Source organism: Pseudomonas syringae group sp. 26L6 (genome assembly GCF_032587815.1).
Taxonomy (GTDB): domain Bacteria; phylum Pseudomonadota; class Gammaproteobacteria; order Pseudomonadales; family Pseudomonadaceae; genus Aquipseudomonas; species Aquipseudomonas amygdali.
On the sequence record NZ_JAWHPJ010000024.1, the window covers coordinates 36,707 to 60,010 of the forward strand.

16 protein-coding genes and 4 tRNA genes are annotated in these 23,304 nt (G+C 59.8%); 7 read left to right on the forward strand and 13 right to left on the reverse strand.

The window, feature by feature from the left end:
• Nucleotides 1-10 precede the first annotated feature (10 nt).
• From leuB to leuC, 3 genes are all read right to left on the reverse strand, one after another.
• The gene (leuB, locus tag RYA97_RS13425) at nt 11-1,093 is read right to left on the reverse strand and encodes a 3-isopropylmalate dehydrogenase (RefSeq protein ID WP_004658980.1); all 1,083 of its coding nucleotides are present in this window, start codon (nt 1,091-1,093) and stop codon (nt 11-13) included.
• Nucleotides 1,094-1,240: 147 nt separating this feature from the next.
• A complete protein-coding gene (leuD, locus tag RYA97_RS13430; protein WP_005753311.1) occupies nt 1,241-1,882 on the reverse strand; it encodes a 3-isopropylmalate dehydratase small subunit in 642 nt (213 codons plus the stop codon).
• A 10-nt stretch (nt 1,883-1,892) separates the two neighbouring features.
• The gene (leuC, locus tag RYA97_RS13435) at nt 1,893-3,317 is read right to left on the reverse strand and encodes a 3-isopropylmalate dehydratase large subunit (protein ID WP_002552954.1); all 1,425 of its coding nucleotides are present in this window, start codon (nt 3,315-3,317) and stop codon (nt 1,893-1,895) included.
• 145 nt (nt 3,318-3,462) lie between these two features.
• Between leuC and RYA97_RS13440 the strand changes: the two genes are divergently transcribed.
• Both RYA97_RS13440 and RYA97_RS13445 read left to right on the forward strand, forming a co-directional pair.
• Nucleotides 3,463-4,332, forward strand: a complete 870-nt coding sequence (locus tag RYA97_RS13440) for a LysR family transcriptional regulator (RefSeq protein ID WP_002552953.1) — start codon at nt 3,463-3,465, stop codon at nt 4,330-4,332.
• Between the two features lie 70 nt (nt 4,333-4,402).
• Nucleotides 4,403-6,592, forward strand: a complete 2,190-nt coding sequence (locus RYA97_RS13445; RefSeq protein WP_117139871.1) for a putative bifunctional diguanylate cyclase/phosphodiesterase — start codon at nt 4,403-4,405, stop codon at nt 6,590-6,592.
• Nucleotides 6,593-6,637: 45 nt separating this feature from the next.
• Here the strand turns inward: RYA97_RS13445 and RYA97_RS13450 are convergent, their stop codons facing one another.
• The 9 genes from RYA97_RS13450 to uvrB all read right to left on the reverse strand — a co-directional run bounded on the left by RYA97_RS13450 (nt 6,638) and on the right by uvrB (nt 13,753).
• The gene (locus RYA97_RS13450) at nt 6,638-7,081 is read right to left on the reverse strand and encodes an Hsp20 family protein (RefSeq protein WP_005745237.1); all 444 of its coding nucleotides are present in this window, start codon (nt 7,079-7,081) and stop codon (nt 6,638-6,640) included.
• Between the two features lie 129 nt (nt 7,082-7,210).
• Complete coding sequence (locus RYA97_RS13455) at nt 7,211-8,176, reverse strand: tRNA dihydrouridine synthase (RefSeq protein WP_005745236.1); 966 nt, start codon at nt 8,174-8,176, stop codon at nt 7,211-7,213.
• Between the two features lie 29 nt (nt 8,177-8,205).
• Nucleotides 8,206-8,667 (reverse strand): acyl-CoA thioesterase, encoded by a 462-nt coding sequence (locus RYA97_RS13460; protein ID WP_004658990.1) that lies wholly within the window; start codon nt 8,665-8,667, stop codon nt 8,206-8,208.
• Between the two features lie 318 nt (nt 8,668-8,985).
• Nucleotides 8,986-9,061: transfer RNA gene (locus tag RYA97_RS13465), tRNA-Glu, on the reverse strand.
• 46 nt (nt 9,062-9,107) lie between these two features.
• A tRNA-Ala gene (locus RYA97_RS13470) sits at nt 9,108-9,183 on the reverse strand.
• A 52-nt stretch (nt 9,184-9,235) separates the two neighbouring features.
• A tRNA-Glu gene (locus RYA97_RS13475) sits at nt 9,236-9,311 on the reverse strand.
• A gap of 88 nt (nt 9,312-9,399) precedes the next feature.
• A tRNA-Ala gene (locus RYA97_RS13480) sits at nt 9,400-9,475 on the reverse strand.
• 148 nt (nt 9,476-9,623) lie between these two features.
• Nucleotides 9,624-11,105, reverse strand: coding sequence for a glutamate--tRNA ligase (gltX, locus tag RYA97_RS13485; protein WP_005734390.1), 1,482 nt, complete (start codon nt 11,103-11,105; stop codon nt 9,624-9,626).
• Nucleotides 11,106-11,737: 632 nt separating this feature from the next.
• Nucleotides 11,738-13,753, reverse strand: a complete 2,016-nt coding sequence (gene uvrB, locus RYA97_RS13490; protein ID WP_002552947.1) for an excinuclease ABC subunit UvrB — start codon at nt 13,751-13,753, stop codon at nt 11,738-11,740.
• Between the two features lie 381 nt (nt 13,754-14,134).
• Between uvrB and RYA97_RS13495 the strand changes: the two genes are divergently transcribed.
• Together RYA97_RS13495 and RYA97_RS13500 are read left to right on the forward strand one after the other, a co-directional pair.
• Nucleotides 14,135-15,331 (forward strand): amino acid aminotransferase, encoded by a 1,197-nt coding sequence (locus tag RYA97_RS13495; RefSeq protein WP_016982553.1) that lies wholly within the window; start codon nt 14,135-14,137, stop codon nt 15,329-15,331.
• 235 nt (nt 15,332-15,566) lie between these two features.
• Nucleotides 15,567-15,890 (forward strand): hypothetical protein, encoded by a 324-nt coding sequence (locus tag RYA97_RS13500; protein ID WP_016982552.1) that lies wholly within the window; start codon nt 15,567-15,569, stop codon nt 15,888-15,890.
• Between the two features lie 55 nt (nt 15,891-15,945).
• Here the strand turns inward: RYA97_RS13500 and RYA97_RS13505 are convergent, their stop codons facing one another.
• Nucleotides 15,946-18,279 (reverse strand): acylase, encoded by a 2,334-nt coding sequence (locus RYA97_RS13505; protein WP_316892488.1) that lies wholly within the window; start codon nt 18,277-18,279, stop codon nt 15,946-15,948.
• Nucleotides 18,280-18,488: 209 nt separating this feature from the next.
• Here RYA97_RS13505 and RYA97_RS13510 point away from each other — a divergent pair, with 209 nt between their 5' ends.
• From RYA97_RS13510 to RYA97_RS13520, 3 genes are read left to right on the forward strand one after another with little or no spacing between them, the layout of a single operon-like run.
• Entirely contained in the window at nt 18,489-19,661 is a 1,173-nt protein-coding gene (locus tag RYA97_RS13510; RefSeq protein ID WP_004664641.1) for an efflux RND transporter periplasmic adaptor subunit, read from the forward strand.
• Nucleotides 19,662-21,632, forward strand: a complete 1,971-nt coding sequence (locus RYA97_RS13515) for a MacB family efflux pump subunit (protein WP_016982550.1) — start codon at nt 19,662-19,664, stop codon at nt 21,630-21,632.
• 7 nt (nt 21,633-21,639) lie between these two features.
• Entirely contained in the window at nt 21,640-23,028 is a 1,389-nt protein-coding gene (locus RYA97_RS13520; RefSeq protein WP_016982549.1) for an efflux transporter outer membrane subunit, read from the forward strand.
• Nucleotides 23,029-23,304: the final 276 nt, after the last annotated feature.

A 23,304-nucleotide genomic window follows, 5' to 3' on the forward strand; every position in this document is an offset into this window, starting at 1 on the left:
GCCAGAGAGATTACAGATTCCGCAGCGCGGCGACTACTGCATCGCCCATTTCCTGCGTACCAACTTTGACTTTGCCTTCCGACCAGATGTCGCCGGTGCGAATGCCCTGATCCAGTACCACGCTGACCGCCTTCTCGATGGCGTCAGCCGCATCGGTCAGGTTGAAGCTGTAACGCAGCATCATCGATACCGACAGAATGGTCGCCAGCGGGTTGGCAATGCCTTTGCCGGCGATGTCCGGCGCCGAACCATGACAAGGCTCGTACATGCCCTTGTTGGCGGTGTCCAGCGAAGCCGACGGCAGCATGCCGATGGAACCGGTGAGCATCGACGCCTGATCGGACAGAATGTCGCCGAACAGGTTGTCGGTCACGATTACATCGAACTGCTTGGGCGCACGAACCAGCTGCATGGCGGCGTTATCGACATACATGTGGCTGAGTTCGACTTCAGGGTAATCCTTGGCCACCTGCTCGACGATTTCGCGCCACAGCTGGCTGGACGCCAGCACGTTGGCCTTGTCTACCGAGCAGAGCTTTTTGCCACGCACCATGGCCATGTCGAAACCGACCTTGGCGATGCGGCGGATCTCGCTTTCGCTGTACGGCAGCGTGTCGTAGGCCTGACGTTCGCCATTATCCAGCACGCGAGTGCCGCGTGGCGCGCCGAAGTAGATGCCACCGGTCAGTTCACGGACGATCAGGATGTCCAGACCGGCAACGATTTCCGGCTTGAGGCTCGACGCATCCGCCAGTTGCGGGTAAAGGATCGCCGGACGCAGATTGCCAAACAGGCCCAGTTGCGAACGAATTTTCAGCAGACCGCGTTCAGGACGAATGTCGCGCTCGATGGTGTCCCATTTCGGGCCGCCGACTGCGCCCAGCAGTACGGCATCGGCCGCACGGGCGCGATCCAGGGTCTCGTCTGCCAGCGGCACGCCGTGTTTGTCGATGGCTGCGCCGCCGATCACGTCGTGGGTCAATTCAAAGCCCAGCTGATACTTTTCGTTGGCCAGTTCCAGCACCTTGACCGCTTCGGTCATGATTTCCGGACCAATACCATCACCTGGGAGAATCAGAATCTGCTTGCTCATAACATCCTCGATTTTGTGCATCGGCGTCGTGAACAACGCCTGTTTATAACGCTCGCAGCGGCGAAAAATTTATCACCTGTCTTAAACACTTTTGCCAGCAAGGCGCAGGGCCCCTTGCTGGCAAACAGACAGGTTGCAATGAATGAATCAGTCGCGGAACAGCCACGGCTGACCGGCGCGATGCCTGCTTTCGAAACTGGCAATGGCGTCAGCGTCCATCAGCGTCAGGCCGATGTCGTCCAGGCCATTGAGCAGACAGTGTTTGCGGAACGCATCGATTTCAAAGCTCAGCACCTTGCCGTCGGGACGGGTCACGGTCTGTGCCTGCAGATCAATGCTCAACTGGTAGCCGGGGCTGGCCTCGACCTGCTTGAACAGCTCGTCGACCTCGGCTTCAGACAGAATGATCGGCAACAGGCCGTTCTTGAAGCTGTTGTTGAAGAAAATGTCCGCGTAGCTCGGCGCAATAATCGCGCAGAAACCATACTCTTCCAGTGCCCACGGCGCATGCTCGCGGCTGGAGCCACAACCGAAGTTTTCCCGGGCCAGCAGCACGCTTGCACCCTGATAACGCTCGTGGTTGAGCACGAAGTCATGGTTCAGCGGACGCTTGGAGTTGTCCTGATACGGCTGCCCCACATCCAGATAACGCCACTCATCGAACAGGTTCGGGCCAAAACCCGTGCGCTTGATCGACTTGAGAAACTGCTTGGGGATGATCTGGTCGGTGTCGACATTGGCACGATCCAGAGGAGCGACCAGGCCATTGTGCTGGGTAAAGGCTTTCATGCTGGATTCCTCAGAGCTGGATCAAGTCGCGAACGTCAATGAAACGGCCATTGACCGCCGCCGCGGCAGCCATCGCAGGGCTTACCAGATGCGTGCGGCCGCCAGCGCCCTGACGGCCTTCGAAGTTGCGGTTGGACGTGGATGCACAATGCTCGCCGGAACCCAGGCGGTCCGGGTTCATCGCCAGGCACATCGAGCAGCCCGGCTCACGCCATTCAAAACCGGCTTCGATGAACACTTTGTCCAGCCCTTCCTTCTCGGCTTGTTCCTTGATCAGGCCCGAACCCGGCACCACGATGGCCTGCTTGATGGTCGCAGCCACCTTGCGGCCCTTGGCGACGTCGGCAGCCGCGCGCAGGTCTTCGATCCGCGAGTTGGTGCAGGAACCGATGAACACCCGGTCCAGCTGGATATCGGTGATCGGCTGATTGGCCTTCAGGCCCATGTACTTCAAGGCGCGCTCGATGGAGCCACGCTTGACCAGATCCGGCTCTTGCGCAGGGTCCGGCACGTTCTGATCGACGGCAAGCACCATTTCCGGCGAAGTGCCCCAGCTGACCTGTGGCTTGATCTGCGCGGCGTCCAGCCTGACCACGGTGTCGAATACAGCGTCAGCGTCGGAAACCAGATCCTTCCAGGCCTCGACTGCCAGGTCCCATTCCGCACCTTTAGGGGCAAACGGACGACCCTTGACGTACTCGACGGTCTTTTCGTCGGTGGCAACCATGCCGACCCGGGCACCGGCTTCGATGGACATGTTGCAGATGGTCATGCGGCCTTCGATCGACAGGTCGCGAATTGCGCTGCCGGCGAACTCGATGGCGTAACCGTTACCGCCTGCCGTACCGATCTTGCCAATCACGGCCAGCACGATGTCTTTAGCCGTCACGCCGAACGGCAGTTGCCCTTCGACCGAGACCAGCATGTTCTTCATTTTCTTGGCAACCAGGCACTGAGTCGCAAGCACGTGCTCGACCTCGGAAGTGCCGATACCGTGCGCCAGCGCACCAAATGCGCCGTGGGTCGAGGTGTGCGAGTCGCCGCAGACCACGCTCATGCCTGGCAGGGTTGCGCCCTGCTCCGGGCCGATCACGTGAACGATGCCCTGACGCGGATCGTTCATCTTGAATTCGGTAATACCGTACTCGTCGCAGTTGTCGTCGAGGGTTTGCACCTGCAGGCGCGACACCTGATCTTCAATGGCGTCGATACCCCCCTTGCGTTCCGACGTGGTCGGCACGTTATGGTCAGGCGTGGCGATGATCGAGTCGATCCGCCATGGCTTGCGCTTCGCCAGCCGCAGGCCTTCGAACGCTTGCGGCGAGGTCACTTCGTGGATGATATGGCGGTCAATGTAGATCAGCGCCGAACCGTCGTCGCGCTGCTTGACCAAATGCGAATCCCAGAGCTTGTCGTAGAGCGTTTTCCCGGCCATCGGACGTACTTCCTCATCAGCTTGTTTCTATGCCTTGGGCAATCGTGACGATGACCCCTTGGCTTGTGCGGTCATCGTATGGAATATGCTTAAATAACTCAAATTCATAATTTTCATACTTTGGATAACCAAATGGAATCCGACCATGGATCTCGCCAACCTTAATGCTTTTATTGCCATCGCCGAGACCGGCAGCTTTTCCGGGGCAGGCGAACGCCTGTACCTGACTCAACCAGCCATCAGCAAGCGCATTGCCGGTCTGGAGCAACAATTGAATGTGCGCCTGTTCGACCGCCTGGGTCGGGAAGTCAGCCTCACCGAGGCCGGACGCGCCCTGCTGCCACGTGCCTATCAGATTCTGAACGTTCTGGATGACACTCGCCGCGCGCTGACCAACCTGACAGGCGAAGTCACCGGGCGGCTGACTCTGGCGACCAGTCACCACATTGGCCTGCATCGCCTGCCACCGGTATTACGGGCATTTACCCGGACCTATCCAAAGGTCGCACTGGACATTCAGTTCCTGGACTCGGAAATTGCCTATGAGGAAATTCTTCACGGGCGCGCCGAACTGGCAGTCATTACACTCGCACCCGAACCGCATACGCTGATCCGCGCCGTGCCCGTGTGGGACGACCCGCTGGACTTCGTCGCGGCACCGGAACATCCGCTGGCCAACAGCGGCCCCATGAAACTGGAGGATGTCGTGCGCTATCCGGCAGTATTTCCGGGCGGTAACACGTTTACCCATCACATTGTCAGCGGCTTGTGCGAAGCCCAGGGCCTCAAGCCCAACATCGCGATGAGTACCAACTATATGGAGACCATCAAGATGATGGTCTCCATTGGCCTTGCCTGGAGCGTTCTGCCACGCACCATGCTCGACGAACAAGTGGCGCGCATTCCATTGCCGGGCGTGCAACTCAATCGCCAGCTAGGCTACATCCTGCATACCGAACGCACGCTATCGAATGCAGCAAGAGCATTCATGAAACTGCTCGATGCGCAGACATAGTAGGTAGACCATGCTGCAAACTGCAGACTGATCGCCCTATCGGTTCTTTCGATTAAAGGCTCGTGATCACATGTCCAACCCACCGGATAACTCCGTGCTGAAAGTCCCTGCACAGGCAGCCACCCCGAGCCTGCCGCCGACAGGCGCGGAGCACGTCCTCCAGCAAACCCGGGACCGTCTGGAACTGGCGCTGGAACTGGCGCATATGGGCACCTGGGATCTGGACATTACCGGCAACCGGCTGCAAGCCTCGGCGCGTGCGTCTGCGCTGCACGGCATGGCGGCACTGCCCTTCGACGAGGATGCCCGGCAGTTCTTCGGCAGCCTGCCCGCTGAAGAGCGACGACGCATGCGCGCAGTTTATGCTGCGGCGCTGGAAAACCAGCAGGATTGCCTGCAGGTGACCTACCGTTTTCAGTTGCAAAACGGCACATCGCGCTTGCTTGAAAGCCGTGCACGAATCTATCGCAATGAACATGGCCAGGCCGTGAAGCTGTCGGGAACCGTGCTGGACATCACCCAACAGTGCGTCCAGTCAGCGCTGGAGGCCAGCGAGGAGAAGTTTGCCAAAGCATTTCACTCAAGCCCGGACTCGATCACCATCACTGAAATCGAGTCCGGCCGCTATGTAGAGGTTAATGACGGCTTCTGTCGCCTGACTGGCTTCAGCGCTCAGGAAGTCCTGGGCCGCACAGCCCACGAAATCGGTATCTGGTCCGACACTGTGCAGCGCGAATACATGATTGACGAACTACGCCAGAAAGGCCGCGTGCATCATCGGGAAATGAATGGTCAGGACAAGCACGGCGCGCCCCTGGTGCTGGACATATCGGTCGAGTTCATCACCCTGAACAACACCGCCTGCCTGCTGATGAACGCCCGAGACATCGGCCAGCTGAAAACCGCCCAGGCACAGGTTCAGCATCTGGCTTATCACGACCCGCTCACCGGGCTGCCCAACCGCGCGCTCCTGATGGACCGCCTCAGCCAGCAAGTCTCGCTGCTCCAGCACCAGAACCTGCGCGGTGCCCTGCTGTTTCTCGACCTGGACCATTTCAAGCACATCAATGACTCACTTGGCCACCCGGTGGGCGACAGCGTGCTGAGCATCATCGCCGCGCGCCTGGAGGCCAGCGTACGTCAGGAGGACACCGTGGCCCGCCTGGGCGGTGACGAGTTCGTGGTGCTGATCTGCGGGCTGGACGGCACCCGTGATGAAGTCACTCAGCAGGTCCGCGTGCTGGCCGACAACCTTCGCGAGCTGCTGGCCGAACCGATGTTCCTCGACGGTCATCGCCTGCAGGTTACGCCGAGCATCGGCATCGTTCTGATTCCGGACGATGGCCTGGCCCCTGCCGATTTGCTCAAACGGGCCGATATTGCGCTGTATCGCGCCAAGGATTCCGGACGCAATGCGTCACAGTTTTTCCATGTATCCATGCAGCAGGCCGTCAGCCAGCGCCTGCGTCTTGAAAACGACTTGCGACTGGCGCTGACCCGCAACGAATTCCAGCTGCACTTCCAGGCCCAGATCGATTGCCGGGACCAGTACATTACCGGTGCAGAGGCACTGCTGCGCTGGGAGCACCCTGAATACGGGTTGCTGTCACCTGATCAGTTTGTCCAGATACTTGAAGAAAGCGGGATGATTCTGGAGGTCGGCAGCCATATTCTGGACGAGGCCTGCAAAACCGGAGGCCTGCTTTTAAAGCAGGGGCTGATCTCGAAAAACAAATTCCTGATGGGCGTCAATATAAGTCCGCGTCAGTTCCGCCAGAACGACTTTATCGAGCGCGTGCAACACAGCCTCAAGCAGCATCAATTACCTGCCTCCATGCTCAAGCTGGAAATCACTGAAGGCATCGTCATCCAGAACCTTGACGACACCATCCTCAAAATGCTCAGCCTGAAGGAATTGGGCGTGAGTTTTGCGATGGATGACTTCGGCACCGGCTATTCCTCACTGACTTACCTCAAGCGCTTGCCGGTGGATACGCTGAAGATTGACCAGTCCTTCGTTCAGGACGCCACCAGCGACCCCAACGACGCAGAAATCATCCGCGCCATCGTGGCCATGGCTCAGAGCCTGAACCTTAACGTCATCGCTGAAGGCGTCGAAACGCCGGAGCAACTGGCGTTCCTGGAAAGAGTGGGCTGTTACAACTATCAAGGCTACCTGTTCAGCGAACCACTTCCGGGTCCGCAGTTCGAGAACCTGCTGCTAAAACGGCAGTTTCAGGAAACTGCGTCTCTGGAGTGAACACAGAAAAGGCGCCCGAAGGCGCCTCTTCTGTAGACTGGCTCATCAGTTGCCCAGTACTTTCTGGGCATTAAGCGGAATGCGCTTTGGTTTTGCCTCTTCCGGCACGTTGCGCACCAGGTCGATGCTCAACAGACCGTGAGACAGGTCGGCACCCTTGACCTCGATATTGTCGGCCAGCCTGAACGACAGCTTGAATTCACGCCGGGCAATACCCTGATGCAGATAGGTCACGTTGTCGGCTTCCTGCTCGCGCTTGTTGCCGATCACGGTCAATACGCCCTTCTCGACCTGTAGCTCAAGGTCCTGCTCTTGCATGCCTGCTGCAGCGATCACGATCCGGTAATGATCATCGGTATGCCGCTCCACGTTGTAGGGAGGGTAGCCGCTGGTTGTCTCATTTCGTGCCGCCGACTCGAACAGGTCGTTGAAGCGGTCGAAACCCACTGAGTTGCGAAACAGTGGAGCCAGAGAAAATGCAGTAGCCATAACAATTCTCCTGTTTATCAGCGAGTGGTGTACGCGACCCGTTTTCGGCATCGCTTGATCAGCAAAATAGGGATACCCATTCACTTTTCAAGAGACTTTTTTCAGGTTTTTTTCGACCGTTCGTCGGGGTTAGCTTTCGGGTGAGCAGCCAGGCAGACAGCCCAGCATCACGCCGATTCGATCACAGTCGGTTTCGCGGCGTAGCGCATTGAACATCAGGGTCGCCTCAGGGTAGCTCTTGGTCAGTAGCACCAACCATTGCTTGAGACGACCCGGCGCCTGAATGAGCGTCATCTTGATCAGACAAGCCTGCCAGAAAGCACGCAGCATCGGCTGCAACTCATCCCAGGTCATCGGCACGACCTCTTCACCCTTCTGTGCCGCAGCTATCTGCCTGGCCAGATCAGGGCGCGCCACCAGCCCGCGACCAATCATGATGTCGCGTGCGCCGCATATTTCCCGGCAACGACGCCAATCATCAACGGTCCAGATTTCACCGTTGGCCACCACTGGGACCTTGACCACCTCCTGAATGCGCGCAATCCACTCCCAGTGGGCGGGCGGCTTGTAACCGTCGACCTTGGTGCGTGCGTGAACGACTATTTGCTCAGCCCCGCCGTCAGCCAGTGCCCGGGCACAGTCCAGCGTGCCATCGGTGTTTTCGTAACCCAGACGCATCTTGGCGGTCACTGGAATATGCCTGGGCACGGCACGGCGTACCTGGCTGACGATGGAATGCAGCAGTTCCGGCTCTTTGAGCAGGATTGCGCCACCACGGGAGCGATTGACAGTCTTGGCCGGACAACCGAAGTTCAGGTCCAGTACCGGTGCGCCCAACTCACAGGCGAACGCGGCGTTCTCGGCCAGACACACTGGGTCGGAGCCCAACAGCTGGAGCCGCAAAGGCGTACCTGCGTCGGTCTTCGCGCCTTTGTGGAATTCCGAAGCGTATTTGTAAAAGTAGTGCGCAGGCATCAAGCGCTCGGACACCCGGATGAATTCGGTCACGCACCAGTCGATACCACCTACTTTCGTCAGGGCATCGCGCAGGATGTCGTCGACCAACCCCTCCATGGGCGCCAGAGCAATTTGCATGGGTCACACTCGAAAAAAAGTCCGGCAGTTTACTGCCCGGCGTGCGGATTGGGAACGGTGCCGTCAGGGATGGCTGCGCCATAGCCCTCGATGAACTCGGCGGGCATGCGCTTGGGCCGACCGCTGGACAGTTCGATGCAGACAAAGGTGGTTTGCGCGCGCAGCAACGTCAGGTTGTCGGCGGGTCGCTTGAGCTGAAAGCAACGGGTCATTTTCAGGCGGCGATCCCAATCGACGATCCAGGTCGCCAGTTGCAGTTCATCGTTCTCATAGGCACTGGCCAGATAGTCGATCTCGTGTCTGACCACCGCCATGGCCCGGTCCAGACGCCGGTATTCGGTCAGGTCCAGGCCCAGATACTGCGAATGCCGCCAGGCACAGCGCTCCAGCCAGGAGACGTACACGGCATTATTGGCATGCCCCAGCCCGTCGATGTCTTCAGCGCCGACGTTCAGATCAATGACGAAAGGCGTTGCCCGATCCCAGACCATGCGTGCTCCTGCTTGAGTGAATGTGATTGGCGGGAGTGTAGCGAAGTCAGGATAGTGGCGCGTCTGCTTTTGATTCTGGCCGAAGGCCGTGGGAGCGAACTTGTTCGCGAAAGGACCTGTACATTCCTCACGCTCCAGCGCTCAAAGTCATACACAAGTCTGAATAAGCCCGGATAAAAGGGCTGAAACCGCAATTGCAGGCTGAACACATACCTGTGGGAATAAATAGAAGCAGGAAGGGCGATTTTTCAAACCCTGAAAAAACAAAAGGGCCATTCAATAATCGAATGACCCTTGGTCCCGCAGAGCGGGAAATCGTGGCGTCCCCTAGGGGACTCGAACCCCTGTTACCGCCGTGAAAGGGCGGTGTCCTAGGCCACTAGACGAAGGGGACGCAAAACCTTCAGTCAGGTTCATCGAACGATGAACCCTGGCGAATTTGGTGGAGCTTAGCGGGATCGAACCGCTGACCTCCTGCATGCCATGCAGGCGCTCTCCCAGCTGAGCTAAAGCCCCGGATTTATCGCCTCGCGGCGGAGATCAACGTTGAAGTATCACTCGGTGAAACTGGCGTCCCCTAGGGGACTCGAACCCCTGTTACCGCCGTGAAAGGGCGGTGTCCTAGGCCACTAGACGAAGGGGACAAAACCTTCTTACAAAACAAACGATTGCTGGATCCGCTTGTTTCACATCGTTTCAGAGCAGTGTAGCAGCGCTCTGAAACGCTAAATTTGGTGGAGCTTAGCGGGATCGAACCGCTGACCTCCTGCATGCCATGCAGGCGCTCTCCCAGCTGAGCTAAAGCCCCACATCAGTGGACGGGGCGCATATTAAGCGTGAGTGACAGGGCTGTCAAATTTATTTTTTACATTTTCCAAACTTTTTTGTCGGTAATACAACCACTTACCTTTAAACCCCCGGAAAACCGGGGGCGACTGACAGGAACAGGGAACGCCTCAGGCAATGGAGCCCAGCAGCTTTTCCCATTCCTTGTTTTCTTTCTTCGAAACGCCACCCAGCAAATCCAGGGCCTGACGCAGGCGGAAGCGGGTCAGGTCCGGACCGAGGATCTCCATCGCATCGGTCACCGAGACCGAATTGGCCTGGCCGGTAATCGCCGCAAACATCAGGGGCATGGCGTCACGCAGTTTGAGCTCGAGGTGCTCAACGACGGCCTGGATGCAACCCATGATCCGGTCTTTCTCCCACTGACGCAGCGACTCCAGTTTCCACAGGATCAACTGCATCACCTGACGGACCTGCTCCGGGGACAGCTTCTTGTGCTCAAACAGCTTCACATCGGGCGTAACGCCACCGGCGAAGAAGAACCCGGCCAGCGGAGCGACCTGACTGAAGGTCTCTACTCTGCCCTGCACGTGCGGTGCGATCTTCATCATGTAGTCTGGGTTCAGTGCCCACGTTTTCAATCGGCTGGCAAACTCCTCGACCGGCAGATCACGCAGCCACTGACCATTGAGCCAGGACAGTTTTTCGATATCGAAGATCGGCCCGCCCAGCGAGACACGCGACAGGTCGAAGTTGTCGACCATTTCCTGCAACGAGAACTTCTCGCGCTCGTCCGGCATCGACCAGCCCATGCGCCCCAGGTAATTGAGCATGGCTTCAGGCATGAAGCCCATGCGCTCGTAGAAGGTCACCGACGTCGGGTTCTTGCGCTTGGACAGCTTGCTCTTGTCCGGGTTACGCAGCAGCGGCATGTAGCACAGCTGTGGCTTGTCCCAGCCAAAGTACTCGTAAAGCAGGATCAGTTTGGGTGCCGATGGCAGCCATTCTTCGCCGCGCAGTACGTGGGTGATGCCCATCAGGTGGTCATCGACCACGTTGGCGAGAAAGTAGGTCGGCAGACCGTCGGTCTTCATCAGGACCTGCATGTCCATGCGGTCCCACGGGATTTCGACTTCGCCGCGCAGCATGTCCGGCACGACGCAGACGCCTTCGGTCGGCACTTTCATGCGAATCACGTGGGGCTCGCCAGCGTCCAGACGGCGTTGTACTTCTTCCTTGGAGAGCAGCAAGGCGCGACCGTCATAGCGCGGGGTTTCACCCTTGGCCTGTTGCTCGGCGCGCATCTCGTCCAGCTCTTCGGCGGTGCAGAAACACGGGAAGGCGTGACCCAGCTCGACCAGTTGCTGCGCGTATTTCTGGTAGATATCGCCCCGCTCGCTTTGACGATACGGGCCGTGTGGACCACCGACATCCGGCCCTTCGCTCCATTCGATACCCAGCCAGCGCAGTGCGTCGAAGATCTGCTGTTCGGACTCGCGGGTCGAGCGCAGTTGATCGGTGTCTTCAATGCGCAGAATGAACTCGCCGCCATGCTGTTTGGCAAAGCAATAGTTGAACAGCGCAATGTAGGCCGTGCCGACGTGAGGGTCGCCCGTGGGCGATGGCGCGATGCGGGTACGAACGGTGGTCATGGAAAATCCCGAAATAGGTCAATCAAGCGCGGAATGTTAACAGGCTGGGGGCATGCGGCTCCAGCGTGAAAGGTAATCGCCGGAACACCTATCGTTCCGCACGCTCCGCGTGGGAATGCAGTTCGTGACGCTCCGCGTCACACGGCGGTTCTGTGGTTTCAGGTAGATTAGGGTTCGACTCAGGTCACTTTTTCGCCCCTCGGCGACTCACTGTGAGGGACCAAAGTGAGCAAAGTCCTTCGCTCCTGTTTCCGGCCCGACTTCGTCGGGTTCCTTCGCCCTGGCACTGATCCGGGGGTCGCCGCACCGGACCATCCATGGTCCGGTGCGGCTAGCCTGGCGTCCTGCCAAGCTAGCCCCGGATCAGCGCCAGGACTCAGCCGTCACTAAGGTCGCACTCTGCGTCGTCAGTACCACCGTGATCAAAAAGCGCTTTTTCTATGTGCAGCGACTACGAGCGCCGATCTTGAATGTGCGGTGCGGCGCAGAATGGCATGACGACGCGGAGCGTCGCACGATAGTTTACCTATCGTTACCACGCTCCAGCGTGGTAACGCCGCTCTGGACGCTCTGCGTCCGATCTTGAGCGCATGGCGCGACGCAGGCTTGTGAGACAGAGCATCACCCCTCTCTCAAACCGCCAGCAACCGCTCGCGCAATTTGCCAATCTCGTCGCGCATCTGCGCCGCAGCTTCGAATTCCAGGTCGCGGGCCAACTGGTACATTTTTTCTTCCAGCTGGCGAATGCGCTTGTTGATCTCGCTCGGCGAGCGCAGTTCGTTTTCGTAGCGAGCGTTTTCTTCGGCGGCCTTGGCCATGCCCTTGCGCTTCTTGCTGCGCGAGCCTGGCACCGTGGCACCTTCCATGATGTCGGCAACGTCCTTGAACACGCCTTTTGGGGTAATGCCGTGCTCAAGGTTGAAGGCGAGCTGTTTATCGCGGCGCCGTTCGGTTTCGCCAATGGCGCGCTCCATGGAACCGGTGATGCGGTCGGCGTACAGGATCGCCCGGCCATTGAGGTTACGCGCAGCCCGACCGATGGTTTGAATCAGCGAACGGTCGGAACGCAGGAAACCTTCCTTGTCGGCATCGAGAATCGCCACCAGCGACACTTCCGGCATGTCCAGGCCCTCGCGCAGCAGGTTGATCCCCACCAATACATCGAAGGTACCCAGACGCAGGTCGCGGATGATCTCGACACGTTCAACTGTATCGATGTCCGAGTGCAGGTAACGCACTCGCACCCCGTGGTCGCTGAGGTAATCGGTCAAATCCTCTGACATGCGCTTGGTCAGCGTGGTGACCAGTACCCGCTCTTCCAGCGCCGTACGTTTGTGGATTTCCGACAACAGGTCGTCGACCTGGGTCAGCGCAGGGCGAATCTCGATCTGTGGGTCCACCAGACCAGTCGGGCGTACTACCTGCTCGACGACACGTCCCGCGTGTTCCGCTTCATAGTTGCCCGGCGTCGCCGAGACAAAAATGGTCTGCGGGCTGATCGCTTCCCACTCGTCAAAGCGCATGGGCCGGTTATCCAGCGCCGATGGCAAACGAAACCCGTACTCAACCAGGGTTTCCTTGCGTGAGCGGTCGCCTTTGTACATCGCGCCGACCTGCGGCACGCTGACGTGAGACTCGTCGATCACCAGCAAGGCATCGGCAGGCAGGTAGTCGAACAGGGTCGGAGGCGGCGCACCGGACGGACGGCCCGACAGGTAGCGCGAGTAGTTTTCGATACCGTTGCAGTAGCCCAGCTCCAGCATCATCTCCAAATCGAAGCGGGTCCGTTGTTCCAGACGCTGGGCTTCCACGAGCTTGTTCTGAGTGCGCAGGTATTCAAGACGCTCCTGCAACTCGACCTTGATCCCTTCCATTGCCTCGATCAGCGTCTCGCGCGGGGTAACGTAATGGCTCTTGGGGTAGAACGTGAAGCGCGGCAGCTTGCGGATCACCTCACCGGTCAGCGGATCGAACGCCGACAGGCTTTCGACCTCATCATCGAACAGCTCGACGCGGATCGCTTCCAGATCGGATTCGGCCGGGTAGATGTCGATGACATCGCCACGCACCCTGAACGTCGCACGGGCGAAGTCCATGTCGTTGCGGGTGTATTGCAGGTCGGCCAGTCGTCGCAACAGGGCGCGCTGGTCCAGTTTGTCGCCACGGTCGATGTGCATGACCATGCGCAGATAGGTTTCCGGGCTGCCCAGGCCGTAGATGCACGACACCGTGGTGACGATGATCGCGTCCTTGCGCTCCAGCAGCGCCTTGGTTGCAGACAGGCGCATCTGCTCGATGTGGTCGTTGATCGACGCATCCTTCTCGATGAAGGTGTCAGACGACGGCACATAGGCCTCGGGCTGGTAGTAGTCGTAATAGGAAACGAAATATTCCACGGCGTTGTTCGGGAAGAACGCCTTGAATTCGCCATACAACTGCGCGGCCAGGGTCTTGTTCGGTGCCAGGACCAGCGTCGGGCGCTTCACCTGAGAGATCACGTTGGCGATGCTGAACGTCTTGCCCGAGCCGGTCACCCCCAGCAAGGTCTGGTGCGCGAGCCCTGCGTCGATCCCTTCGACCAGTTGGCGAATGGCCTCGGGCTGATCGCCGGCTGGCTCAAAACGGGTAACGAGCTGGAACTCGGACATATCCTACCTCTTGGTTCATACGCGACTTGATTCGTACGCGACGGGATCGCGCAAAGGGCTCGCCTCACCTGAATGGACTGACAGGCCATGACGAAATCATCGCCAACGCCAGGTCCCGCCGGGAAAGGGCGTGCTGCGATGTCTTGAAATGATGCTTACTAGATGGAGCCACATGCTGGCCTTTCAAGTCACGCACTTAAAGCATTGAGGCTCGAACGGGACGAACGTTCTGAAAATATGCACATAACCTCGAAAAAAGCCGCCCCGACCTGTCGCCCGGCGAGGGGATGCTCTCTATACTAAGCCCTGTTTGTGCACCGCTTTGGCGCATTCAGCCGCAGCGTGCATCCCTACCCACTCTTCATCAAGAGCCGCCGCACAATGAGCCTGTTCTCCGCTGTCGAAATGGCACCCCGCGATCCGATCCTGGGTATCAACGAAGCCTTCAACGCCGACACCCGCACCACCAAGGTCAACCTTGGCGTAGGCGTCTACTGTGATGAAGAGGGGCGCATTCCTCTGCTGCGTGCCGTGGCTGAAGCTGAAAAGATCCGTGTCGCCCAGCACGCGCCGCGCGGTTACCTGCCGATCGACGGCATTGCCGCTTATGACCAGGCCGTGCAAAAACTGCTGCTGGGAGCTGATTCACCGCTGATCGCTTCAGGCCGTGTGCTGACCACTCAATCGGTCGGCGGCACAGGTGCCTTGAAGATCGGTGCCGACTTCCTCAAGCAACTGCTGCCCAACGCAGTGGTAGCGATCAGCGACCCAAGCTGGGAAAACCACCGCGCACTGTTCGAAACCGCAGGTTTCCCGGTGCAGAACTACCGTTATTACGACGCAGCCACCCACGACGTGAACCGCGCCGGCATGCTTGAAGACCTGCAGAACCTGCCAGACAACTCTGTGGTTGTGCTGCACGCCTGCTGCCACAACCCGACTGGCGTCGATCTGAGCCTGGATGACTGGAAAAAAGTGCTGGAAGTGGTCAAGGCCAAGGGCCATGTACCGTTTCTGGACATGGCGTACCAGGGCTTCGGTCAAGGCATTCAGGAAGATGCACTGGCTGTGCGCCTGTTCGCCGAGTCGGGCCTGACCTTCTTCGCCTCCAGCTCGTTTTCCAAGTCGCTGTCGCTGTATGGCGAACGTGTGGGCGCGCTGTCGATCATTACCGAATCGAAAGAAGAAACTGCCCGCGTTCTGTCGCAGGTCAAGCGCGTGATCCGCACCAACTACTCCAACCCGCCGACCCACGGCGCAATCATTTCCGCTGCCGTCCTCAATGACCCGGCACTGCGCGCCCTGTGGGAAGAAGAACTCGGCGAGATGCGCGTGCGCATTCAAGGCATGCGCAAAGCCATGGTCGAGCGCCTGGCGGATAACCCGGCCGGTCAGGACTTCAGCTTTGTCGGCCGTCAGTGCGGCATGTTCTCCTATTCCGGCCTGACCGCCGCACAGGCACAACGCCTGCGCAGCGAATTCGGCATCTACGCGCTGGATACCGGGCGTATCTGCGTGGCGGCGCTGAACCAGAAGAATATTGATGCCGTGTGCGACGCAATCAAAAAAGTGCTCTAACCGCGCTGCCTATATCTTCTGTAGCGAACCTGTTCGCGAAGGCTATATTCCGTTCAATGCATCTCATGCAACTGTACGGCCCCCTTCGCGAACATCGTACCTCCCGTAGCCTCACACAACACCCAATCCTGCATCACCCTCCTTCAGCACCGTTCGGCAACTGAATCGAACGATCCATATGGCTACCTTTCGAAACCCTGTCAGACCATTTTCTGAAACAGATATCGAGGTACTCATGTCCATCGAACCGCAACGTCAGAAAGAACAGCCACCGGGCCAGCATACGCCCGCTGACCAGGGCGCAGACCGCAACGACCCGGCCATCGAGCCACAGGTTGCGGACGTAGAACCAGAAACGGAAAAAGGTGGATGCCAGAATCAGGGCAAAAGCCCTGCTCCCAGCCAGTCTCAGTCTCAAGGCCAAAGCCAAAGCCAAAGCCAGTCATCCGGCGACAGCGCTTACGTGCCTGACCATGAGCCTGAGGAAAAAACCGAGGATCTGCGCAATCATCAGCCTACCCAAGGTGTTGACGCCGATATCGATACGCCCGGCGGCTAATCCCGACAGGCAAGCGCATTTGGGCCGCCCGGCCCAAACGCTTCTCCTGCCATGTTCAGCGGCTGCCCTCCTCGCTGATCGCCTGCACCTGATACGCTGGATCAGCCTTGATTTGCTGTTCGGTGAACGGCAACTCACTCCACTGTTTTTTCGAAAACGCCTCGGTCTGGTCCCTCGAGTGGGCCGACTGCGGGTTGCTCGATTCAGAGAACGCCAGCAGGCCTTGCGCTTTGGGCCCCTGCTCATCAAACGTCACCACCTGCAGATAGCTGGTGCCGCTCACCACCTCACGCTTGCCGTCCTTGCCAGCGATGGTCTGCATGGCGTTGTAGACGCCGAGCCCGGCCGGGCCACCATGAATCGGAATGGGTTTGCCGCTGAGGCTGGAGACCTGAATGTCGCCCCATTTACTCTCGGGCGAAAGACCGGCCTTGGCCACCTCATCAACCGCCGCAAGCATGGCGGCGCGCAGTGCGCTGGCAACCTGAGGGTTTTCAATGGCCAGCCCGGTTGGCGTATGGATCGGGTTCTGCGGGTCGAACACCACACGCCAGCGCGAGGCAACGCCTTGCATGGATGTCATGATCCGCTGGAAGTACACGAACCCGATGCCACTGTTCAGATCAGCGCGTCCGTCCCAGGCTTTCAAGGCGGCGCACAACGGCGTCAGACGCGTTACATCATCACCCAGCTCCGAAGCACAGAACTTCAACAGATCCGGCAGCACTTGCCCGGCCTGATACACCTCGTTGTCCATGACCATCGCTTGCAGATTCTCGGCGCTGACCTTGCCAGCCTGTTGCAGGCTGCCCAGCCGATCCAGCGCGAAGCGCGCACGCTGACCGAGTGGCTGACCGTCCTGGCTGATCAACGGCGAAAATCCCTTCAGTGGTGCCGCGGGATTGACCATCCAGGCAGAGTCATTGGAATGCTGCACAAAGTCGCTACGCAACAGTTGCGGCTGGCGTGAGGACGGATAAATACCCGCCTGAGCCGCCTCCGCGGATATGTCCCAGTTACATTCACTGCGCGAGCCGTCGAGCACGATCAGCTCGGTGCCGATACGCGGGTCACTGCACTTGGCGAGCTTGGCGGCGTCCACGTTCGGTACTACCGAGAGGTTCATGTACAGCGCCTGCCCTTTGGCATCGACCGCCAGGGTATTGACCCACGGAATGCCCTGAATCTTGTGCACCGAATCCTGAAACGCCTTGAGGCTGTCAGCCTTGTCCATCGAATACCACTGCTGTAACACACGGTCGTTTTCCAGGTTGGCGTCACGCAGGCTGAAGGCGAACTTGTCATCCCAGTCCAGCTTGCCCGGCCACTGCACCACCGGGCCGAACTTCGAGGAATAAATGATGCGTGGCACAGCCTTGAGGCTACCGTCCGGCTGCTTCACCTCGACGCTGACTTGCTGCTGGCCCATAGCGATGGATTTTCCATCCAGCAGGTAACGGGTCGAGTCTTTCGGGTCGAGCTGCAAGCGATGCAAGGTGAAGTGTTTCGACGTGTCGACGGTATGGCTCCAGGCCAGATGCCGGTTGAAACCGATATTGATCAGCGGCAGGCCCGGCAATGCGGCGCCCATCACGTCGAGCTTGCCAGGAATGGTCAGGTGCATTTGATAGAAACGCATGCCGCCGCCCCATGGAAAATGCGGGTTGGCCAACAGCATGCCGCGCCCATTGGCGGACAGCTCGTGCCCTACTGCAACGGCATTGCTGCCACGCTCCAGGGCAAAGCGCTGGTTGCGCACAGCGGCCAATTGCAGCGCCTGAACCTGCTGGCTATCAACCTGCAATGGCTTTTGCGCAGAAGGCGGTTTGGCACCGGCAAAGGCCTCAGTGAACTGCCCTACGCCGCCCTCGACCAGCAAGCGGCGAGTCAGGCGCAGCAAATCATCGGTACTGATCGGTCGAACCCAATCGGCTGCGCAAGGCTGCGGCAGCCCCTTGGCCTTCTGCTCACCCAGCGAGCGGTTGTAGCCGGCGACATAGCCCTGCATCAACTGGCGAATCTCGGGCGGCTGGGCTTTCCAGAAATCAGCCAGTGCCTCAGGCGTGTTGAGCCACTTGAACAGCAGGTCGCTGGCCATGTTGCTGCGTTGCTCAAGGGTCGCCTTGTCCGGCCCGAAATAGCGTGAGCGCTCGCCGTTTACGGTGACGATTTCGTTGGCCAGCAGGCACAGGTTGTCCTGCGCATACGCATAACCGATGCCGTAACCCAGACCGCGCTCATTGGCGGCGACGATATGCGGCACGCCAAAACCGGTACGCCGGATTTCGGCACGGGCGGCCTGATGATCCGCGGCAACCAGGGCCTGGGCAGGCAATATCACCGCGAAAGAAAGACCTGCAAACACAAAACCGCACAGGGGTCTGGAAATAATCACGCTGACTCCAACTCGACAAGACGACCCGAATTAGCCGCTCCCCTTAAACGAAGCGCAGACGCAAAATTTACTCGCGCAATGCAACCTGCAGCCGACGCTAAATTCCCGTCCTCATCCCTCGTTTAAAGGGCAGCTCTATATAAAGGCTCGCTCTGCAGCCGGCGTCCGTCGATCGGTTGATTTTTCCCACCCCAGGAACCTGCATGAAACGCTCTCGCCCTCCTCGACGCGCCCTTCTCGTGGCGCTGTGCCTGTTCCCGGTCATCGCCGTGTGTGCCTGGCAGATCATGCCCGACAGCAAAGGTCATGCAGCGACCGTGACGGTGACCCGCAGCAACATCGAAAACAGCGTGACCGCACTGGGCACTTTGCAGCCACGCAGCTATGTGGACGTTGGCTCGCAGGCCACCGGGCAGATCATGAAAATCCACGCGCAGGTCGGCGATCAGGTCAAGGAAGGCGACTTGCTGGTCGAAATCGATCCGTCGACACAAAAAGCCAGGCTGGACGCCGCGCGTTACGCCATCGAAAACCTCAAGGCCCAGCTTCAGGAGCAGCGGGCGCTGCACGAGCTGGCCGAACAGAAGCAACAACGTCAGAAACGCCTTGCGGCGGGCGGTGCCACGCGTGCCGAAGACGTGCAGGCTGCGGAATCGGAATTTCGTGCCACACAGGCACGGGTCGACATGTTCAAGGCACAGATCCTGGAAGCTCAGGCGGCGCTGCGCAGTGACGAGGCGGCGCTGGGCTACACGCGCATCTACGCCCCCATGAGCGGCACGGTGGTCGCACTGGATGCGCGAGAAGGTCAGACCCTGAACGCGCAACAGCAGACGCCGCTGATTCTGCGCATCGCCCGCTTGTCGCCCATGACAGTCTGGGCCGAAGTCTCGGAAGCTGATATTGGCCATGTCAAACCCGGCATGACGGCCTACTTCACCACTCTCAGCGGTGGCAATCGGCGCTGGAGCAGCACGGTGCGGCAAATTCTGCCAGTGCCGCCCAGACCGCTGGATCAAGCCAATCAGGGCGGCGGCAGTCCGAGCAGTGCGCGCAAGAGCGGCGGCGGTCGGGTTGTGCTGTACACCGTGCTGCTGGACGTTGATAACAGCGACCAGGCACTGATGGCAGAAATGACCGCACAGATATTCTTCGTCGCCGGCAGCGCGCAGAACACCCTGACCGCCCCGCTCGCAGCCTTGCAGAACGGTCCTCAGGCCGATGTGCAGATCGCGCAGGTGCTGTCCGCCAATGGCGAAGTGCAAAACCGTCAGGTACGCACCGGCATCAGCGACCGCCTGCGCGTGCAGGTGCTCGACGGTTTGAATGAAGGTGATCGCCTGTTGGTGCCGGCTTCTGTCGGCAGCGGGGGCTGAATGCAAACGCCGCTGATCGACCTGCGCGCCATCCGCAAATCCTACGGCGGTGGCGACAGCCCGCTGGTCAACGTTCTGCGTGGCATCGATTTATCGATCCATGCCGGGGAATTCGTAGCGATTGTCGGCGCCTCCGGTTCCGGCAAGTCGACACTGATGAACATCCTCGGCTGCCTCGATCGCCCGACCTCGGGTGAATACCTGTTCGCCGGGGAAAACGTCGCCGATCTGGGCAGCGACGAACTCGCCTGGCTGCGCCGCGAGGCATTCGGTTTTGTGTTTCAGGGCTACCACCTGATCCCTTCCGGCTCGGCACAGGAAAACGTTGAAATGCCAGCCATCTACGCTGGCACACCCGCCGCAGAGCGCCACGCCCGAGCTGCCGCACTGCTCGACCGGCTGGGCCTGGGGTCGCGCACCGGCAACCGGCCACACCAGCTGTCTGGCGGTCAGCAGCAACGGGTGTCCATTGCCCGCGCCTTGATGAATGGCGGGCATATCATCCTCGCCGACGAACCCACAGGTGCGCTGGACAGCCACAGCGGTGCCGAGGTCATGGCGCTGCTGGACGAACTGGCCAGCCAGGGCCATGTGGTGATCCTGATCACCCATGACCGGGAAGTCGCAGCCCGCGCCAAACGGGTCATCGAGATCAGCGACGGCCTGGTGGTCAGCGATACCGCATGCGATCTGTCTGCGCCACGTTCAGCCAACCCCGCTGCGCTACAGGCCGTCGACCTGCGCAAGCGTCTGAGCGACGGCAGCGGCAGTCGCGGGGCGTGGAAAGGCGAACTGCTCGACGCGGTTCAGGCCGCGTGGCGGGTGATGTGGATCAACCGCTTTCGTACCGCGCTGACGCTGCTGGGTATCGTCATCGGCGTTGCATCCGTGGTGGTCATGCTGGCGGTCGGTGAAGGCAGCAAGCGCCAGGTCATGGCACAGATGTCCTCGTTCGGCTCCAACATCATTTACCTCAACGGCAAGGCCCCCAACCCGCGTGCACCCAAGGGCATCATCACGCTTGAAGAGGTCGCGGCGCTGGGCGAGCTGCCCGAGGTAAAAATGATCATGCCGGTCAACGGCGGACAGGCCGGCGTGCGCTACGGCAACGTCGATCATTCCAGTTATGTCGGCGGCAACGACACGCACTTTCCGGCGATCTTCAACTGGCCGGTAGTGGAAGGCAGTTATTTCAGCGAAGCGGATGAGCAAAGTGCTGCCGCCGTGGCAGTGATTGGTTACAAAGTTCGCCAGAAACTGTTCGGCGAGCATACCGACCCTATTGGCCAGTACATCCTGATCGAAAACGTGCCGTTTCAGGTGGTCGGCGTGCTTGAGGAAAAAGGTGCCACTTCCGGTGACCTGGACAGCGACAACCGCATCGCCATTCCCTACTCGGCGGCCAGCATCCGTCTGTTTGGCTCGCAGGACCCCGAGTACATCACCATCGCTACACGCGATGCCAACAACGTCAAACACGCCGAAGAAGCAATACGCAACCTGCTGCAACGCCTGCATAACGGCAAGCAGGATTACGAGCTGACCAACAACGCCGCGATGATCCAGGCTGAAGCACGCACCCAGAACACCCTGTCGCTGATGCTCGGCTCGATTGCGGCCATCTCGTTGCTGGTCGGCGGCATCGGCGTGATGAACATCATGCTCATGACCGTGCGTGAGCGCACCCGTGAAATCGGCATCCGTATGGCCACCGGCGCGCGGCAGAGCGACATCCTGCGGCAGTTCCTCACCGAAGCGGTGATGCTTTCCGTGGTCGGCGGGCTGGCCGGTGTCGTGCTGGCGCTGGGCATGGGCGCAGCCTTGTTGCTGAGCAAGGTGGCGGTTGCGTTCACCGTGCCGGCAGTGGCCGGAGCGTTTGCCTGCGCACTGGTCACCGGCGTGATCTTCGGCTTCATGCCTGCCCGCAAAGCTGCCCGGCTCGACCCGGTTGCGGCCCTTACCAGTGAATGAACAATCAATGAAGCCGAGCCTTTCCCTTTTGACCGTCTGCCTGTTACTGACCGCCTGCAATACCCCGGCTCCGCGCCTGGACAGCGGCATTCAGCCACCTGCACGCTGGGCGTTTGCCCAGAGCGCTGCCGCCCAGCGCAGCGACGCCCGCTGGTGGCAGCAGTTCGGCAGCCCGCAATTGAATCGCCTGATCGAACAGGCCAGTCGCGACAGCCACGAAGTCGCTGCAGCAATGGCGCGTGTGCGTCAGGCGCAGGCCACCGCCATCATTGGCGGCGCACCTTTGCTCCCGGAGCTGGCCTTTGACCTGCGCGGCGAACGCAACAAGTTCGTGCGCAACAGCGACCGCAAGGCCAACCCTTCCGACGACAACAACACCAACAACTTCACCAGCGACCTGACCGCCAGCTATGAAGTGGATTTCTGGGGCGGTATCGCCGCCGGACGCGACAGTGCGCTACGAAGCCTGCGGGCCAGCGAATTCGATCAGGCGACAGTGGAACTGACCCTGCTCGGCAACGTCGCTGACCGCTATGCGCAAACCCTCGCGGCGCGCGAGCAAGGCCGGATTGCCGAGCTGAACCTGGCCAACGCGCAAAGCGTTTTGAGGCTGGTGCAGACCCGTTACGACTCGGGTTCGGCCACTGCACTGGAACTGGCGCAGCAGAAAAACCTGGTCGCGACCCAGCAGCGCGAACTGCCACGCGTTCAGCAACTGGCCAACGAGCAGTTGATCAGCCTGGCAGCGTTGCTCGGCCAGCCGGTACAGAATCTGAACCTCGGTGATCAGGCATTCGCCACCCTGAACTGGCCGGACATCGGCCCCGGTCTGCCCAGCGAACTGCTGACCCGCCGCCCGGATCTGGCCAAAGCCGAAGCTGAACTGGCCGCGGCGCAAGCCAATGTCACGGTGGCGCGCGCTGCCATGCTGCCAAAGCTGACCCTGAGCGCCAGGCTCGGCACCGAAGCCACCCGCGCCGAAGACTGGTTGCGCGCACCGTTCAGCAGCCTGGCTGCCGGTCTGGTCGGGCCGATCTTCAATAATGGCCGTCTGGCTGCCGAGCGCGACAGGGCCACAGCTCGTCAGGAAGAGCTGCTGGAAACCTATCGCGGAGCGATCATCAACAGCTTCGCTGACGTCGAAAAAGCTCTGAACAGCATTCAAGGCCTGGACCAGCAACGCTACTGGCACGAAGAAGAACTCAAACAGGCGCAAACCGCTTTCAACATTGCCCAGAGCCGCTATGAAGAAGGTGCCGAGGACTTACTGACGGTACTGGAAACCCAACGCACGCTGTATCAGGCGCAGGACGTGAGCGTGCAGTTACGGCTGGCACGCTTGCAGGCGAGCATCGCGCTGTACAAGGCACTGGGCGGCGGCTGGCAGGTGCGCTGAGCGCACGATCCACTATCGTGCGACGCTCTGCGTCGCATGCCGTTCGGGACGCAGAGCGTCCTCTTTGCGACGCAGAGCGTCATGACCTGCATTCCCACGCTGGAGCGTGAGGAACGATAATCCCAACTATCGTACTGAAGCTCTGCGTCGGTCTGCGCAGATAACTCAATTATCGTGCGACGCTCTGCGTCGCATGCCGTTCGGGACGCTCCGCGTCCTCTTTGCGACGCAGAGCGTCGAGAACTGCATTCCCACGCTGGAGCGTGAGGAACGATA